General features: G+C 71.1%; 10 protein-coding genes. 4 read left to right on the top strand and 6 right to left on the bottom strand.

Translation table 11 applies throughout. The annotated features are described in order from the left end of the window. Window positions 1-149 precede the first annotated feature (149 nt). Window positions 150-830, top strand: coding sequence for a DUF4328 domain-containing protein (locus tag ACIBI5_RS10155; protein WP_397245194.1), 681 nt, complete (start codon window positions 150-152; stop codon window positions 828-830). On the opposite strand, the gene ACIBI5_RS10150 is transcribed toward ACIBI5_RS10155, so the two are convergent. Beyond that, a complete protein-coding gene (locus tag ACIBI5_RS10150; RefSeq protein ID WP_397245192.1) occupies window positions 793-1,944 on the bottom strand; it encodes a copper amine oxidase in 1,152 nt (383 codons plus the stop codon). The genes ACIBI5_RS10155 and ACIBI5_RS10150 overlap by 38 nt on opposite strands. A gap of 1 nt (window position 1,945) precedes the next feature. After that, on the bottom strand, window positions 1,946-2,599 hold the full coding sequence (locus ACIBI5_RS10145; RefSeq protein ID WP_397245190.1) for a hypothetical protein: 654 nt from the start codon (window positions 2,597-2,599) through the stop codon (window positions 1,946-1,948). 124 nt (window positions 2,600-2,723) lie between these two features. Here ACIBI5_RS10145 and ACIBI5_RS10140 point away from each other — a divergent pair, with 124 nt between their 5' ends. Next, on the top strand, window positions 2,724-4,286 hold the full coding sequence (locus ACIBI5_RS10140) for an MFS transporter (protein WP_397245188.1): 1,563 nt from the start codon (window positions 2,724-2,726) through the stop codon (window positions 4,284-4,286). Here the strand turns inward: ACIBI5_RS10140 and ACIBI5_RS10135 are convergent. After that, entirely contained in the window at window positions 4,271-7,459 is a 3,189-nt protein-coding gene (locus ACIBI5_RS10135; protein ID WP_397245186.1) for a BTAD domain-containing putative transcriptional regulator, read from the bottom strand. The two genes, ACIBI5_RS10140 and ACIBI5_RS10135, sit on opposite strands and share 16 nt — an antisense overlap. 58 nt (window positions 7,460-7,517) lie before the next feature. Here ACIBI5_RS10135 and ACIBI5_RS10130 point away from each other — a divergent pair, with 58 nt between their 5' ends. Further along, a complete protein-coding gene (locus ACIBI5_RS10130) occupies window positions 7,518-8,378 on the top strand; it encodes an NAD(P)-dependent oxidoreductase (protein WP_397245184.1) in 861 nt (286 codons plus the stop codon). On the opposite strand, the gene ACIBI5_RS10125 is transcribed toward ACIBI5_RS10130, so the two are convergent. The 3 genes from ACIBI5_RS10125 to ACIBI5_RS10115 are packed head-to-tail and all read right to left on the bottom strand — an operon-like array spanning window position 8,375 to window position 13,569. Continuing rightward, window positions 8,375-9,715 (bottom strand): phosphotransferase, encoded by a 1,341-nt coding sequence (locus ACIBI5_RS10125; protein WP_397245182.1) that lies wholly within the window; start codon window positions 9,713-9,715, stop codon window positions 8,375-8,377. The genes ACIBI5_RS10130 and ACIBI5_RS10125 overlap by 4 nt on opposite strands. Before the next feature lie 3 nt (window positions 9,716-9,718). After that, window positions 9,719-11,431: a maltose alpha-D-glucosyltransferase gene (gene treS / locus ACIBI5_RS10120; protein WP_397245180.1), complete on the bottom strand. Its 1,713-nt coding sequence runs from the start codon at window positions 11,429-11,431 to the stop codon at window positions 9,719-9,721. 23 nt (window positions 11,432-11,454) lie between these two features. Then, the gene (locus ACIBI5_RS10115) at window positions 11,455-13,569 is read right to left on the bottom strand and encodes an alpha-1,4-glucan--maltose-1-phosphate maltosyltransferase (RefSeq protein WP_397245178.1); all 2,115 of its coding nucleotides are present in this window, start codon (window positions 13,567-13,569) and stop codon (window positions 11,455-11,457) included. A gap of 249 nt (window positions 13,570-13,818) precedes the next feature. On the opposite strand from ACIBI5_RS10115, the gene glgP reads away from it, so the two are divergent. Beyond that, window positions 13,819-16,389, top strand: a complete 2,571-nt coding sequence (gene glgP, locus ACIBI5_RS10110) for an alpha-glucan family phosphorylase (protein WP_397245176.1) — start codon at window positions 13,819-13,821, stop codon at window positions 16,387-16,389. Window positions 16,390-16,411: the final 22 nt, after the last annotated feature.

Raw genomic sequence — 16,411 nt, 5'->3', positions numbered from 1 at the left:
TCACGATGGGAATCCCCGAAAGTGCGAAATCTCGGCATCGCAATACAGATGACCTGGTGCCCAGGTACTCGACATACTGACGCAACCCCCATCCAGACGCACGAGGACCCGCCATGCACCCCTTACATCAAGAGCGCCCGATGTCACCCGTGAAACCCGTCCGCGGAGCGGCCGGGCTCGCCGTCGGCCTGCTCGCCGTCGACTCCGTGGTCGGCCTGGCCGCGGCCGGCGTCGACCTGTGGGTCGCCTCGCTCATGGACCAGGTCATCGCCGACCCCTCCTCGGTCACCGAGGCCGAGCTGAACGGCGCGGACGTGATCTTCGCCGGGTCGGGTCTGGTCGAGATGGCCGCCCGCCTGGCCGCCATCGCCGGATTCCTGTTCTGGCTCTTCCGCGTGCGCGACAACTCCGAGGAGCTCAGCCCCGAGCCCCACCGGCACTCGCGCAGGTGGCTGACGTTCGGATGGGTCGTGCCCATCGTCAACCTCTGGTTCCCCAAGCAGATCGTGGACGACATCTGGATCGCCTCCACGCCCGGCAGGGTCCAGGGCGTCGGCCTGGGCCACGCCCGCCGTCCCGGCCTGGTGTGGGCCTGGTGGCTGGCGTGGCTCTGCGGATGGCTGGGCGGGAACGTGGCCGGGCGGCTGCTGTTCGCCGGGGATGAGCCGGAGACCCTCGCCCGCGCCGCCCGGTTCGACGTGTTCAGCATCGCGCTGTACTGGATCGCCGCCGCGCTGGCCGTCGCGGTCATCCTGAGGATCACCGCGATGCAGGAGGCCGGCCGTACCGCGGCTAGTGCGGGTTCTTCGCCGTCACATCCCGTGGCGTGATGCGGAAGCCCTGCCAGTGGACCGGCATCGGGTCGGCGTCCTCGTCCCTGGCGACGTGGTGGTAGCCGACGTTCACCCAGATCACCGGGTCCTTGACGCGCTCGCGGCCGGCGTACTGGTCGACGGACTTGCCGCATTTGGGAGCCACGTTGTAGGTGGCCAGGCGTTCGCAGGAGCGGTACTGGGTCACGTAGAGGTCGGCGCGGGTGAACGCCTCGTCCGCCGGGCCGCGGTACTGCGCGCTGTCGGAGTTGTTGATCTCCCAGCTGACCGGGTGGAGATCGGTGTTGCGCACCTTCGGATCGACCACGCGCCACCAGCGCATCCGCCGGTTGACCGCCTTGGTCTCGCGGCGTAGGACGGTCCGCTTCAACGCCCGCTTCTTCGTCCTGTCGCCCGCGAAGTCGTACTGCTCCACGACATCGCGGGAGGCGCCCTGGATGTCGAAGTCCATCCGCCAGAACACGTTGTGGCTGTGGGACTCCTCGAAGTGCCTGCCGCCCACCCCGATCGGCCAGCCGTGCTTGGGCGCCGTCGTGGTGCCCGCCAGCGAGCCGGTCGCGCCCACGCGCGGCGTGATCGAGCCGTCGTCGCCGAAGACGAACTCGGCGATGTAGGTGTACCAGCCCACCTGGTAGGCCGACAGCACCACGAGCTCGCGCCCCTGCTTCGACCTGCGCAGTGCCGGGTCGCCGAAGCCGTCCTTGAGGTAGGCGTGGCCGCGCGGCCTGGTCGTCACGCACACCACCTGCCTGCGCCGCTCGCCGCCCGGACAGTCGGCGTCGGTGAGCGGGATCGCCGCCGAGCCGAGCGAGCCGATGTCGTGGTAGCGCGGCTCGCCCGAGTCGTACGGCACGTGGATCTGCGCCAGCGCCGCGCTCCGCAGCACGCTCACGGCCGGCGATCCCTTGGGCGTGTACGTGACCCGGTTGAGCGTCAGCCCCTCGATCGTGCGCATCTCCCAGCACAGCTGCCAGCGCGCGCCGCCGGGAAGCTCCCGATCGATCAGGTACGGCGAGCCGCACGGACGCTCCGCGGGAGCCGTACCGGAGGCGAGGGGTGTGACGGAACCGGCGGCGGCCACGAAGACCGCCAGAGCGAGTTGCAGGAACAAGTCACCACTCCAGGGTGTGAACCTTCTTGGCGGACAGGTCGATGACGATGCGGCTGGTGTCGAGGTGCTTGCCGTCGGGCAGCCGGACGAACAGCCGCACGCACCGGTGGGTGGCGCACGGCCCTCCGGGCTGGGAGTAGATGAGCCCGCGCAGCCCCAGGTCGGCGGCCGAGCGCAGCTCGCGGCCCGCGGCCTTGGCGTAGGCGCGCCGCACGCCCCTGCCGAGCTTGGGGTGGGCCAGCAGCAGTTCGGCGGCGGCCGTCTCCTCGCGGGGGGAGGGCGGCGGCTGCACACCCTTGTCCCGGGTCTCCCTGACGATCTTGTTGTCGCCGAGGTCGACCGTGCGCACGATCAGCGAGTCGTCGGCGTAGTCGTAGAGGTAGGCCTCCGCCCGCCGGTCGTCCTCGGTCTTGTCGTCGTCGCGCTCGACGTAGAGCAGTTCGACGCGGCCGGCCTTCATGTGCTCGTGGGAGGGCCCGGTCGCGATCGCGCCCGCGCGGCTGATCTCGCCGGGGGTCAGCGGGTCGCCGGGCGAGGGCGTCGTCCGCGCGGTCCGCGCGGCTTCCGGGGCGTCTTCGCCGGCCAGCAGGACGGCCGCGCCGGCGAACAGCGAGATTCCGGTGGCCGCGGCCGCCACCACAACAACGCGCCGCATGCCGCCTCCTTACCCTTCGTTAGACAATGCCTACGAAGAGTAGTGGTTGGTGGTGTTGTCCCGGCCGGCAATCGCCGATATCAGGTTGACCTCAAGTCGAGTTGAGCTTTTATGGTTTATTTGCATGAACATGAAACGTGCCGGTCGTCGCGAGTGGACCGGTCTGGCCGTCCTGATCCTGCCGACCCTGTTGATCTCCATTGACGTCTCCGTCTTGCACCTGGCCGTCCCCGCGCTGACCGAGGATCTGCGGCCCAGCGCCGCCCAGCTCTTGTGGATCAACGACATCTATGGCTTTCTCATCGCCGGTTTTCTGATCACGATGGGCAACATCGGCGACCGGATCGGCCGCCGCAAGCTGCTGCTGATCGGCGGGGCCGCCTTCGCCGCCGCCTCCGTGCTGGCCGCCTACGCGCCCAGCGCCGAGTCGCTCATCGCCGCGCGCGCCTTGCTCGGCGTCGCCGGCGCCACGCTGATGCCCTCGACGTTGTCGCTGATCAGGAACATGTTCCACGATCCGGCCCAGCGCACGACCGCGATCAGCCTGTGGATGACCGGCTTCACCGCGGGCATGGTGCTCGGGCCCGTCGTCGGCGGGGCGCTGCTGGAGAACTTCTGGTGGGGTTCGGCGTTCCTGCTGGGCGTGCCGGTCATGGCGATCCTGCTGGTCGCGGGGCCGTTGCTGCTGCCCGAGTACCGCGCGCCGAGCAGCGGCCGCGTCGACGCGGCCAGCGTGGTGCTCTCCGTCGCCGCCGCGCTGCTGGCCATCTACGGGGTCAAGGAGATCGCCACGTACGGCCCCACCTGGCCGGCCGCCGCCACCCTCGTCGCCGGCCTGGCCCTGGCCGCCGTGTTCATCCGCAGGCAGCGCAGACTCGCCGACCCGCTCCTGGACATGAAGCTGTTCGCCGAGCGCCGGTTCAGCGCCGCGCTCGGGACGCTCATGCTCGTCATCCTGATCGGCCCGCCGCTGGGCCTGCTGGCCGGGCAGTACCTGCAGCTCGTCGAGGGCCTGTCCCCGCTGCAGGCGGGGTTGTGGGCGCTGCCCCCGAGCGTCGCCGTGATCATCGGCTTCCTGGTCGCGCCGTTGCTGACCAGGAAGATCCGTCCCGGGTACGTGGCCGGCGCCGGGCTGGTCGTCGGCGCGGCGGGCGTCGCCCTGCTCACCCAGGTGGACGCGGGAGGCGGCGTCGTGCTCCTGGTCGGCGGCCAGGTGCTGTTCTTCCTGGGCGCCTCGCCGCTCCTGGTCGTCGGCACCGACCTGGTCGTGGGCGCCGCGCCGCCGGAGCGCTCAGGATCGGCCGCCGCGCTGTCGGAGACCGGCCAGGAGTTCGGCGGCGCGCTGGGGCTGGCCGTCTTCGGCAGCATCGCCGCCGCCGTCTACCGGGGCAGCCTGGAACTGCCCGACGGCGTGTCCCCGCGGGCGGCGCTCGACACGCTGGGCGGGGCCCTGTCCGCCGCGCGGGACCTCCCCGCCGCCACGGGGACCGCGCTGGCGAGCGCCGCCCGCGAGGCGTTCACCACCAGCCTCAACGTCGCCGCCGGAGCCGGGGCCGTGGTCCTCCTGGCCGCCGCCCTGCTGTCGGCCGTGGCCCTGCGCATGGTCCCGCCGACGAGCGCACAGCCCGGCGAGGAGCCGGAACGCGCCCCGGAGGAGACGCCCGTTCCTGATCAGGTGGCCCGGTAGGCCAGGTCGAGAACGTCGGACAGGGGCAGGGCGGCGCCACGGGCGCGAGCCGACATGTACGGCTGCTCGCCCAGCCCCGCCAGCGCATGGGCGGCGATCCGGTCGACGTCGCCCCGCTCGCCCGGCGGCAGCGGCGCCCCGGAGCCCTCCCGCAGCGCGGTCGCCTGCCCCAGCAGCACCGCCGCCTGCTCATGCCGTCCCTGGAGCGTCCTGGCCCCCGCCACGCCCTCCAGGGACAGCGCGATCGCCCGGGGATCACCCACGGCCCGCGCCGCCGCCAGCCCGTCGAGGTGCGAGGCGACCGCCACGTCCGCGTGCACCAGCACAGCGGCCCGCGGATCAGCACCGAACCCCGCACCACCGTGGCCGGCACCGAACCCCGCACCACCCTGACCGGCGGCGACGCCCAAACCGCCCTGACCCGTGCCGAAGGGCGCGTTGTCCTGGCCGGTCAGGACGGCGTGGCCGCGTAGTTCGGCGATGAAGCCGAGCTCGGCCAGGATCAGCGCCGCCCCCGGCTCGCCGGCCACCTCGCGCACCCAGCCCAGCCAGCGCCGCAGGTGCCGCTCGGCGTCGTCCAGCCGCCCCTGCCGCCGGGCCGACAGCGCGAGACCGACCTCCGCGTCCTCCTCCGCCGGCCGGTTGGCCTGCTCGACCGCGCGCCTGCGGGCCCGTTCGTGGTAGTCGTCGGCCAGCGCGTAGTCGCCCTCCAGCAGCGCGATCCGCCCGAGCTTGGACAGGATCGAGGTGACGTCGCTCCACAACCCGAGCTCCTCGGCCACCCGCAGCCCCTCGCGCCGCAGCTCGGCCGCCCGCGCGTAGTCGCCGACGATCTCGGCCAGCGAGCTGAGCACCTCGGTGGCCCGCGTCTGCCCCCACCGGTCACCGGCGAGCTTGAACAGCTCCAGGCTCCGCTCGGCGTCGGCCCGCAGCTCGGCCAGCTCACCGCGCATCATCGCCCGCTTGGCCCGCACGCTGAGCGCGGCGGCCTCGCCCCAGGTGTCGCCGATCTCCACGAACGTCTCCAGCGCCGGGCCGATCAGCGAGTCGCTGCACTCCGGGCTCTCGAACCCGAACAGCGCCATCCCCAGGAACCACCCCAGCCTGGCCCGCTGCCCAGGATCGTCGATCTTGCCCAGCTCGGCGGGATCGAGGTCGACGGGATCGCCCATCGACATCGCCACCCCGGCCCACCACATCCGCGTCTGCGGCTCCTCGGCCAGCGACAGCGCCGTCTCCAGCGACCGGCGCGCCTCGCCCAGCCTGCCGCGCAGCACCCAGTACCAGGCCAGCGCCCGCACCAGTCGATGCGCCTGTCCGGCCAGCCCCATCGCGGCCGCGGTGTCGAGCGCCGCGCGCAGGTTGGCGGCCTCGGTGTCGAGCGTGTCGAGCCAGCGCTGCTGGTCGTGCCCGCGCAGGTACGGCTCGGCCCGCTCGGCCAGCGCGACGTGGTGGTCGAGGTGGCGCCGGCGTACCAGGTCGGACTCGCCCGCCTCCGCCAGCCGTTCGGCCGAGTAGGCGGCGACGGACTCCAGCAGCCGGAAGCGCGCCCCGCCCACCACGAGCGAGCGGTCGACCAGCCTGGCCAGCAGGTCGAGCACGTCGTGGCCGGGCTCCGCGCACACCTGCTCCGCCGCCTCCAGCGTGCACCCGTCAGCGTGTACGGCCAGCCGCCGCAACACCAGCCGCTCCGGCTCCGACAGCAGATCCCAGCTCCAGTCGATCATCGCCCGGAGCGTCCGCTGCCGCGCGGGCGCGTCCCGCATCCCGTTGCTGAGCAGCTGGAACCGGTCGTCCAGCCGGTCGGCGAGCTGGCGCGGGGACAGGGCGCGCGCCCGCGCGGCGGCCAGCTCGACCGCCAGCGGGATCCCGTCGAGGCGGGCGCAGATCTCCGCCACGGCCGCGTCACCGGCCAGCCCGCCGCCCGCGCGGACGCTGAACAGCTCGATCGCCGCCTCCGGCGCGAGCGGCGGCACGCTCCAGGCGCTCTCGCCGCTGACGCGCAGCGTCTCCTGGCTGGTGGCCAGCACGCGCAGCTCGGGCGCGGCCTGCAACAGGTGGCGGGTCAGCGGCGCGACCTGCTCGACCACGTGCTCGCAGTTGTCCAGGACGAGCAGGGCGCGCTTGCCGGACAGGGCGGCGGCGACCCGGTCGGCGACGGATCCCTGCCCGTGGTCGGGGAGCCCGAGCACCTCGCCCACGATCGCCGCCACGCACCGGTCGTCGCGCCGCGCGCGTACGGGCGCCAGCTCGACCAGCCACGTGCCGTCGGGGAAGGCCTGGGCCGAGGCGGCGGCAGCGGCCAGGGCCAGCCGGGTCTTACCGACGCCGCCGGGGCCGGTGAGCGTGACCAGGCGGTTGTCGGCCAGGAGCGCGCTCACCTCGGCCACCGCCTCGTCGCGGCCGATGAGGTCGGTGAGCGGGGCTGGCAGGTTGCTCTGGGCGCGCGTGGGCGCCTGCAGGGCCGGGTCCTGGCGCAGGATCCGGGCGTGCAGGTCGGCGAGCTCGGGTGACGGGTCGAGGCCCAGCTCTTCGGCCAGGCGTTCGCGCAGGTCGGCGTAGGCGGCCAGGGACTCGCTCTGGCGGCCCTGCCGGTAGAGGGCGCGCATGTGCGCGGCGCGCAGCCGCTCGCGCAAGGGGTGCTCGGCCACCAGGTCGGCGACCTCGACCGGTTCGCCGAGGGTCAGCCGCACCTCGGCCAGTTCCTCCAGGGCGGACAGGCGCTGCTCCTCCAGCTTGGCCGCCGCCGGGCGCACCACGTCGTGGTCGGACTGCCCGGCGAAGGCGGGCCCGCGCCACAGGGCGAGCGCCTGGACCAGCGCGTCGGCCCGTGTCCGGGCGTCGGGGGCGGGCGCGGCGAGCAGCGCCTGGAAACGTTCGGCGTCGACGGCCTCGGCGGGCACGTCGAGCACGTATCCGGCGGCGTGGAACTTGATCGCGTCGCGGTCGGCCAGCGCCCCGCGCAGCTGGGACACCTTGACCCGCAGCGCGGCGAGGGCGTCACGCGGCGGCCGCTCGCCCCACAGCTCCTCGACCAGCCGGTCGGCGGAGACCGGCCGCCCGCGGTGCACCAGCAGACCCGCCAGCAGCAGCCGGACCTTCGCCTCCCGCACGGTGAGCGGCTCCCCGGTGGCCGCCCACACCTCCAGGGGCCCCAGCACCCCGAACCGCATAATCCCCCCATAACTCGCTCAGAAGCCGACCATAACCCCACGCCAGCACGCTGGAGCCATGACTGAGATTTCGATCGTCGGCCTGGGCCTCATGGGCACCGCACTCGCCGAGACCCTGCTCAAGGCCGGGCATGAGGTCACCGTATGGAATCGCACCGACAGTAAGACGGAACCCCTGGTCGCGATGGGTGCCAGGCGGGCCGGGAACCTCGCGGGGGCGGTGCGGCCCGGGTCACTGGTGATCGTGTGCGTGCTCGACTACGACACCGTCCACGGGCTGCTCGGGGAGACGGATCTGCGGGGGGTGACGCTGGTCAACCTGACCAGTGGGCGGCCCGAGGAGGCCCGCCGTACCGCGGAATGGGCCGGAGCGCGCGGGGCCGACTACCTCGACGGCGGCGTGATGGCGGTTCCCCAGATGATCGGCGCGCCCGGCGCGCTGATCCTTTACAGCGGCTCCAGGGAGGTGTTCGACCGCTTCGCCGAGCCGCTGGGGCAGCTCGCCGAGGCGCGGTTCGTGGACGCGGACCCGGGGCTCGCGCCGCTGCTGGACATGGCGCTCCTGACCGGCATGTACGGGCAGATCGCGGGCATCACGCAAGGGTTCGCGCTGGTGCGCTCGGCCGGTCTGCCGCTGGGCGACTTCGCCTCGACGCTGCTGGTGCCGTGGTTGCGCGCGATGGGCGAGCTGGCGCACCGCTGGGCGGAGGAGGTCGACGCAGGGCGATGGGGTACGGATGTGGCCAACCTGGGCGTGAACAAGGTCGCCCTCGACAGCATCGCGCTGGCCATGCGTGAGCAGGGCATCGAGGGCAACCTGCTGGCCCCGTTCAAGCACCTTGTGGACAAGCGGGTCGCCGACGGGCATCCGGACCACGGCCTGCAGAGCCTCGTCGAGGAGCTCCGCCCCGGCCGTTAGCCGAAGGCGGCCAAGGGGATGGAGATCCAGGAGGGGCGGTTGCGCGCTTCGTAGACCACCTCGTAGACGGCCTTGCCCAGCTCGAAGGCGCGCAGCAGCGGCTCCTGGGTCGCGTCCAGGTTGCCGCCGCCGCTCCTGTACCCGGTCAGGAACGCCTTCCGGTTGTGCGCGGACCAGTCGGCCGCCCGGGGCTCCAGGCGGTCCGCCTCGGGGTGGCCGGCCAGCAGGTGGCGGGCGGCGTAGTCGAAGGAGCGCAGCATCCCGGCCACGTCCCGCAACGGCGAGGACAGGGCCTTGCGCTCGCCCAGCGGCTGGCCGGGCTCGCCCTCGAAGTCCAGGATGATCCACTCGGTGGTCGTACGCATGACCTGGCCGAGGTGGTAGTCGCCGTGCACGCGCTGGATGGGCACCTCGACGGCCACCTCGTCCAGGTCCTGGAATGCGGCCTCGATCGGCCCGGCGTGCTCGCGCAGCACCGGCACCTCCGCGATGGCCCGGCCCAGGCGGCGGCGGAGGTCCTCGGCCATGCGCTTGATCTCGTGCGGCTCCACGGTCGAGGTCGGGAACGCGGCGGCCAGCTCCCCGTGGATGCGCGCGGTGGCGGCGCCCAGCCGCTCCGCCTCGGCGGCGAAGTCGCCGCCGGCCTCGGCGGCGAGCACGCGCTCGCCGGACTCGGCCACGGGCTCGGGCATCGCGTAGAGATCGCGGACGCTGGCGAGGGCCAGGTCCCAGCCGTCGTTGGCGGTGGACAGGAACTCCTGCATGATCGCGAACGTGGTCGCGGTCCCGTCGAGCTCACCCTCGATCCACCCGTACGGCTGCGCGATGTGCGGCGCGTTCCTGGCCGCCAGGGCCCGGACGATCTCCAGCTCGGGGTTCACGCCGGGGATGAGCCGCCGGAAGAGCTTGCAGATGTACGCGTCGCCGTACACCAGAGAGGTGTTGGACTGTTCGGCGCCCAGCACGAGGCTGCGCGGGGAGGTGTCGACGGCGACGCCGGGGACGTGGCGCAGGCGCAGGCCGCCGGTGGAGGCGTTGCGGGCCATGCCGTCGAGCAGCCAGCCGGTGCGGTCGGCGTCGTGCGCCGCGTCGTAGTGGTACTTGTCGCCGATGACGCCGATCAGGGCGTGCGACAGCCTTTCCGGGAGTTCGTCACGGATGCCGAGCAGGAGCTGGTAGCGCTCGCGGGAGCCGTCCTGCCAGACCGCGAAGATCACGTGCTGGAGTCCGGGCTCCAGCTCGACGTCCGCGTCGACCGACACCGAGTCGATCGGGCGCCCCTTGCCGCCGAACCAGCGCTGCTGTGGTAGCCATGCGGCAAGGAGCTGCTCCAGCACGTCTTACTCCTCCTGGGCTCTGGCCGGTGGGAGAGTGAACCAGTAGAACCCATGCCCAGGAAGCGTCAAAAGATACGGAAGTTCGCCAATCGGTGGGAAAGGTACCCCGCCCATGGTCTCGACCGGTGAGACGCCGGTGAATCTGCGCAGGTCAAGCTCGACCGGCTGAGGGAAGCGCGAGAGGTTGTTGACGCACAACATGCGGTCGTCGCCCAGCTCGCGCACGAACGCCAGCACGCTCGGGTTGGAGGAGTTCAGCTCGATGAACTCGCCCAGGCCGAAGACCGGGTGCCGCTTGCGGATCTCGATCATGCGCTTGGTCCAGTGGAGCAGCGAGCCGCCGTTCTTCTGCTGGGCCTCGACGTTGATGGCCTGGTAGCCGTAGATCGGGTCCATGATGACCGGCAGGTAGAGCCGCCCCGGGTCGCAGTCGGAGAAGCCCGCGTTGCGGTCGGGGTCCCACTGCATCGGGGTGCGCACGCCGTCGCGGTCGCCGAGCCAGATGTTGTCCCCCATGCCGATCTCGTCGCCGTAGTACAGCACGGGCGAGCCGGGCAGTGACAGCAGCAACGCCGTGAACAGCTCGATCTGGTTGCGGTCGTTCTCCAGCAGCGGTGCCAGGCGCCGCCGGATGCCGACGTTGGCGCGCATGCGCGGGTCCTTGGCGTACTCGGAGTACATGTAGTCGCGTTCCTCGTCCGTGACCATCTCAAGCGTCAGCTCGTCGTGGTTGCGGAGGAAGATGCCCCATTGGCAGTTCTCCGGGATCTTCGGCGTCTGGGCCAGGATCTCGGAGATCGGGTAGCGCGACTCCCGTCGTACCGCCATGAAGATGCGCGGCATCAGCGGGAAGTGGAAGGCCATGTGGCACTCGTCGCCGCCGCCCACCGGGTCGCCGAAGTACTCCACCACGTCCGACGGCCACTGGTTGGCCTCGGCCAGCAGGACGCGGTCGGGGTAGAGGCGGTCGACCTCGGCCCGCACCCGCTTGAGGTAGGCGTGGGTCTTCGGCAGGTTCTCGCAGTTGGTGCCATCCTCCTCGAACAGGTAGGGGATGGCGTCCATGCGGAACCCGTCGATGCCGAGGTCGAGCCAGAACCTCAGGACCTCCAGCATCGCCTCCTGCACCGCCGGGTTCTCATAGTTGAGGTCCGGCTGGTGGTGGAAGAAGCGGTGCCAGTAGTACTGGCCGCGCACGGGGTCGTAGGTCCAGTTGGACGTCTCGGTGTCGATGAAGATGATCCGGGCGCCCTGGTACTTCTCATCGTTGTCGTTCCAGACGTAGAAGTCGCCGAACGGGCCCTCGGGGTCGTGCCGGGAGGCCTGGAACCAGGGGTGGGCGTCGCTGGTGTGGTTCATCACCAGGTCGGCGACGACCCGCATGCCGCGCTTGTGCGCCTCGTCGACCAGCTTCACGAAGTCCCCGAGGTCCCCGAACTCCGGGAGGATCTTCATGAAGTCGGCGATGTCGTAGCCGCCGTCGCGCAGCGGCGACTCGTACAAGGGCAACAGCCACAGACAGTCGACACCCAGCCACTGAAGGTAGTCAAGACGCTGGATGAGGCCCTTGATGTCGCCGGTGCCGTCTCCGTTGGAGTCGGCGAAACCCCGGATGAGCACCTCGTAGAAGACCGCGCGCTTGTACCAGTGGGGGTCGCGGGGCTTTTCCTCGTCGAAGGTGTTGGGGATGGCAGCGGAGTTCACGGTGTCTGACAAGTTGGACTCCCCGAAAGGCTTCGTTACCTGTGAGCCGCTCGCACGGTGAAGATGTGCGCCGGGTGGATATGGGGGTCGAGGCGCACGTAGTTCTGCTGCCGCCACCGGTACGACTCACCTGTGAGCTCGTCGTCCACGACGAACTCGGCGTTCCAGTCGAGTCCGAGGGCGGGCAGGTCGAGTTCGACCGTCGCCTCATGGGTGTTGTGCGGATCCAGGTTGATGACCGCCAGAACGACGTCGCCCAAACTCTGCCGTCGTGTGGCCGCGTCATAGGCGCCAGGGAGTCGCTTCGAGAAGCAGACCATGTCCGGGTGGTCAACCCTGTGGAACTGTAGATTACGCAATTCCTGAAGTGCTGGGTGAGCTCTTCGGAACAAATTCAGATGGGTGATGAAGGGGGCGAGACTGCGGCCTTCTCGCTCGGCTGCCACCCAATCGCGTGGTCTGTACTGATATTTCTCACTATCTAGGTATTCTTCGCTGCCTGGCCGTACCGGGACGTTCTCCGCGAGCTCGTACCCCGAGTAGACGCCCCACGTGGGCGAGCACAGCGCGGCGAGGACGGCGCGGATCTTGAACGCGGGCACGCCCCCGTGCTGCAGGTACTCGTGCAGGATGTCCGGAGTGTTCACGAACAGGTTCGGCCGCAGGTAGTGCGAGGTCTCGCCGGACAGCTCCGAAAGGTAGCTCTCCACGTCCTGCTTGGAGTTCTTCCAGGTGAAGTACGTGTACGACTGGTGGTACCCGATCTTCGCCAGCGTCTGGAGCATGGGCGGCCTGGTGAACGCCTCGGCCAGGAAGACCACGTCGGGGTCGGTCGTGTGGACGTCGGCCAGCAGCCGCTCCCAGAACGCCACCGGCTTGGTGTGCGGGTTGTCCACGCGGAAGATCCGCACCCCGTGGTCCATCCAGTGCCGCAGCACCCGCTTGACCTCGGTGTAGATGCCCTCGGGGTCCCTGTCGAAGTTGAGCGGGTAGATGTCCTGGTACTTCTTGGGCGGGTTCTCCGCGTACGCGATCGTGCCGTCCGCCCGGATCGTGAACCACTCCGGGTGCTCCTTGACCCATGGGTGGTCGGGGGCGCACTGCAGCGCGAAGTCGAGCGCCACCTCCATCCCCAGCTCGCGGGTGCGGCCGACGAACTCGTCGAAGTCCTCGATGGTGCCGAGGTCGGGGTGGATCGCGTCGTGGCCGCCGTCCTCGGAGCCGATGGCCCAGGGGGAGCCCGGGTCGTCGGACTCGGGGGTGAGCGTGTTGTTGCGCCCCTTGCGGAAGGCGTGGCCGATCGGGTGGATCGGGGGCAGGTAGACGACGTCGAAGCCCATGCGGGCGACGGCGGGCAGGCGTTTGGCGGCGGTCTGGAAATTTCCGGACTTGCTGATGCCGGCGGCGTCCACGATCGCGCCCTCGGACCGGGGGAAGAACTCGTACCACGAGCCGTACAGGGCCCGGCGCCGCTCCACCCTGATCCGCTGCTGCTTGGAACGCGTCACCAGGTCGCGCAGCGGGTGGGCGGCCAGGAGCGCGGCGGTCTCCGGCAACTGGGCGATCGACAGCCGCGCCCGGGGGTCGAGGTCCTCGTCGCGCAGGGTCGCCGAGACCGACAGCAACGCCACCCGGTGCCCGCACGGGCTCTCGCCGGGCGCGCCCGCCGCCGGCGTGTCGTCGGCCGCGGAGGCGGAGGAGGCGGAGGAGGCTGAGGTGGTGCGGGCGGGGCGCGTCGGGTGGGGACAGTCGGCCGGCCGTACGGCGCGGGCGGCGCGCTCGAACAGGCGCGCGCCCTCCTCGCACATCAGGTCGCTGTCCATCCCGCGCGGGATCTTGATCCCCGCGTCGTGCAGCCACGTGGCGATCGGGTCGCTCCACGCCTCCACGCGGAACTGCCAGTCGCCCTCGTCGGCCAAGGTGACGGGCACCGCCCAGCGATCGGTCCCCTTGCCCTGTTCGAGCATGGGTCTCAGCCGCCCGCGCAGGCCGTCGGGCGAGGTGAGCACGACCCCGGCCGCCACGGCGTCGTGTCCCTCTCGGAACACGGTGGCGGAGATCTCGAAGGTCTCACCAGCTACCGACTTGGCGGGCCATTGCCCGCATCCGACGACAGGCTGGATGTCCGTGATGGGAATTCGTCCGATCATCGCTTCCGTTCTCATGGCTCGGGTCCGCGTAGAGCAGATACGTGGCAGGAACGATCCTTGCATCTCGATGCGGGAGGCGGCGGAAGCCACCCAAGTGTGTCCCGGGGACGGCCATATGGGGGAGTTGCCCCAATAGTCCCGCTTCATGCTTGTGGTCGGAAGGGGGTTTGAAGGGGTATGCGCACGGTGAGGGACTCAGAGGTCCCGATCACCTCGTGCTCGCCCCTTCGACGCCCTAGGGTTCCCAACGTGAGAGCTATCCGCAGGTTCACCGTCCGCACCGTCCTGCCCGCGGAGCTGGCCGCACTCGGCGAGCTCGTCCACAATCTCCGCTGGTCATGGCACCCGGAGACGACGGACCTGTTCGCCGAGGTCGACCCACAGCTGTGGCGTCAGGTCGGGCACGATCCCGTCGCCCTGCTGGGCGCCGTCGACCCCGCCAGACTGCGCGAGCTGGCCGCCGACCGCCGATTTCTGCGCCGTCTCGCCGACGCCGCCGACGATCTGCGCGAGTACATGACCGCGCCCCGGTGGTACCAGACGCTCTCCGACGCGCCGCGCGCCGTCGCCTACTTTTCTCCCGAGTACGGCATAGCCGCAGCCCTGCCCCAATACTCCGGCGGCCTCGGCATCCTGGCCGGCGACCACCTGAAGGCCGCCAGCGACCTGGGCGTGCCCATCCTGGCCGTCGGCCTGCTCTACCGCCACGGCTACTTCACCCAGTCGCTGTCCCCCGAGGGCTGGCAGCTGGAGCACTACCCCTCTCTCGACCCCGGCGGCCTGCCGCTGACCCTGCTCAAGGACGTGCGCGTCCGCGTCGGGCTGCCCGGCGGGCGTACCCTGCACGCCCAGGTCTGGGCGGCCCAGGTGGGCCGGGTGCCGCTGCTGCTGCTCGACTCCGACGTGGCCGAGAACGACGCCGCCGCCCGCGACGTCACCGACCGCCTCTACGGCGGCGGCACCGACCACCGCCTCATGCAGGAACTCCTGCTCGGCATCGGCGGCGTACGGGCCATCCGCGCCTACTGCGAGAGCACCGGCCACCCCGAGCCCGAGGTCTTCCACACCAACGAGGGCCACGCCGGATTCCTCGGCCTGGAGCGCATCCGCGAGCTGACCGAGGCCAGGCTGAGCTTCGACGAGGCCCTGGAGGCGGTACGCGCCGGCACCGTCTTCACCACCCACACCCCGGTCCCCGCGGGCATCGACCGCTTCCCCGTCGAGATGATCGAGCGGCAGTTCGGCGGCGACAACGCCTGGCCGACGGTCCCGGTCGACCGCATCCTGGCGCTCGGCGAGGAGGCGGAGCCCGACCGCTTCAACATGGCGATCATGGGCATGCGGCTGTCCCAGCGGGTCAACGGCGTCTCCGAGCTGCACGGCGAGGTCAGCAGGGAGATGTTCCACACCCTGTGGCCGGGCTTCGACCTCGACGAGATCCCGATCGGCTCGATCACCAACGGCGTGCACGCGCCGACCTGGGTGGGCCGCGAGCTCTTGGAACTGGCCGGCCGTGAGCTGCCCGCCCTGATCGAGCGGGCCCAGGGCTGGGAGGGAGTACAGAAGATCCCGGACTCCGAGATCTGGTCGATCCGCGGCATCCTGCGCCGCCGCCTGGTCGAGGGCGCCCGCGAACGGCTGCGCGCCTCCTGGCGGGCCCGCGGCTCCTCCGACGCCGAGCTCGGCTGGATCGACGAGGCGCTCGACCCCGACGTGCTGACCATCGGGTTCGCCCGCCGCGTGCCGTCCTACAAGCGGCTGACGCTCATGCTCTCCGACATCGAACGGCTGAAGACCCTGCTGCTCGACCCGGACAAGCCCGTGCAGATCCTGATCGCGGGCAAGGCCCACCCGGCCGACGAGGGCGGCAAGAAGCTCATCCAGCAAATCGTGACCTTCGCCGACGCCGAGGACGTGCGCCACCGCATCGTCTTCCTGCCCGACTACGACATGGCACTCGGCCAGTTGCTCGTCCAGGGCTGTGACGTCTGGCTGAACAACCCGCTGCGCCCGCTGGAGGCCAGCGGCACCTCGGGCATGAAGTCGGCGCTGAACGGCGGGCTCAACCTGTCGATCCGCGACGGCTGGTGGGACGAGTGGTACGACGGCACGAACGGCTGGGCCATCCCCACCGCCGACGGCGTCACCGACCCCGACCGCCGCGACGAGCTGGAGGCGGCCGGCCTCTACGACCTCATCGAGCACCAGGTCGCCGACCGCTTCTACGACCGCTCGCCCGAGGGCCTGCCCAGACGCTGGCTGGAGATGGTCAAGCACACGCTCGCCTCGCTGGGCCCGAAGGTGCTGGCCGGCCGCATGCTGCGCGACTACGTGGTCGGCCTCTACGCGCCCGCCGCCGCCTCGGCCCGCGCCCTGTCCGCCGACGGGTACGCCCCCGCCAAGTCGTTCGCCGCCTGGCGGTTGCGGGTGACACGGGCCTGGCCGGGGGTGAGGGTCGAGCACGTGGAGGCGTCGGGCGTCGGCGACACGCCCGAGGTGGGCGCCGCGCTGGAACTGCGCGCCACGATCGCGCTGGGCGACCTCGACCCCTCCGACGTCATGGTGGAGGCGGCCTACGGCAGGGTCGGCCCGCACGACGAGCTGATCCACCCCGGTTACCTGGAGCTCACGCTCGACGGGGACCCCGGCGACGACGGCCGCGCCCACCACACGGGCACGATCCCGCTCGACAACACCGGCGCCTTCGGCTACACGGTCCGCGTGGTGCCCTCACATCCGCTGGCGGTCGCGCGGGCCGAACTCGGGCTCATCGCCGTACCCGAGGAACCCGCGGGTATGACGAACGGCACACTGCGCTGACATTGGCCCCATAATCGTTTTT

Source organism: Nonomuraea sp. NPDC050540, from assembly GCF_044457485.1.
In the GTDB taxonomy this organism is placed as follows: domain Bacteria; phylum Actinomycetota; class Actinomycetes; order Streptosporangiales; family Streptosporangiaceae; genus Nonomuraea.
The sequence above is the reverse complement of the archived record's forward strand: the minus strand, read 5'-3'. Positions and strand labels throughout refer to the sequence as shown.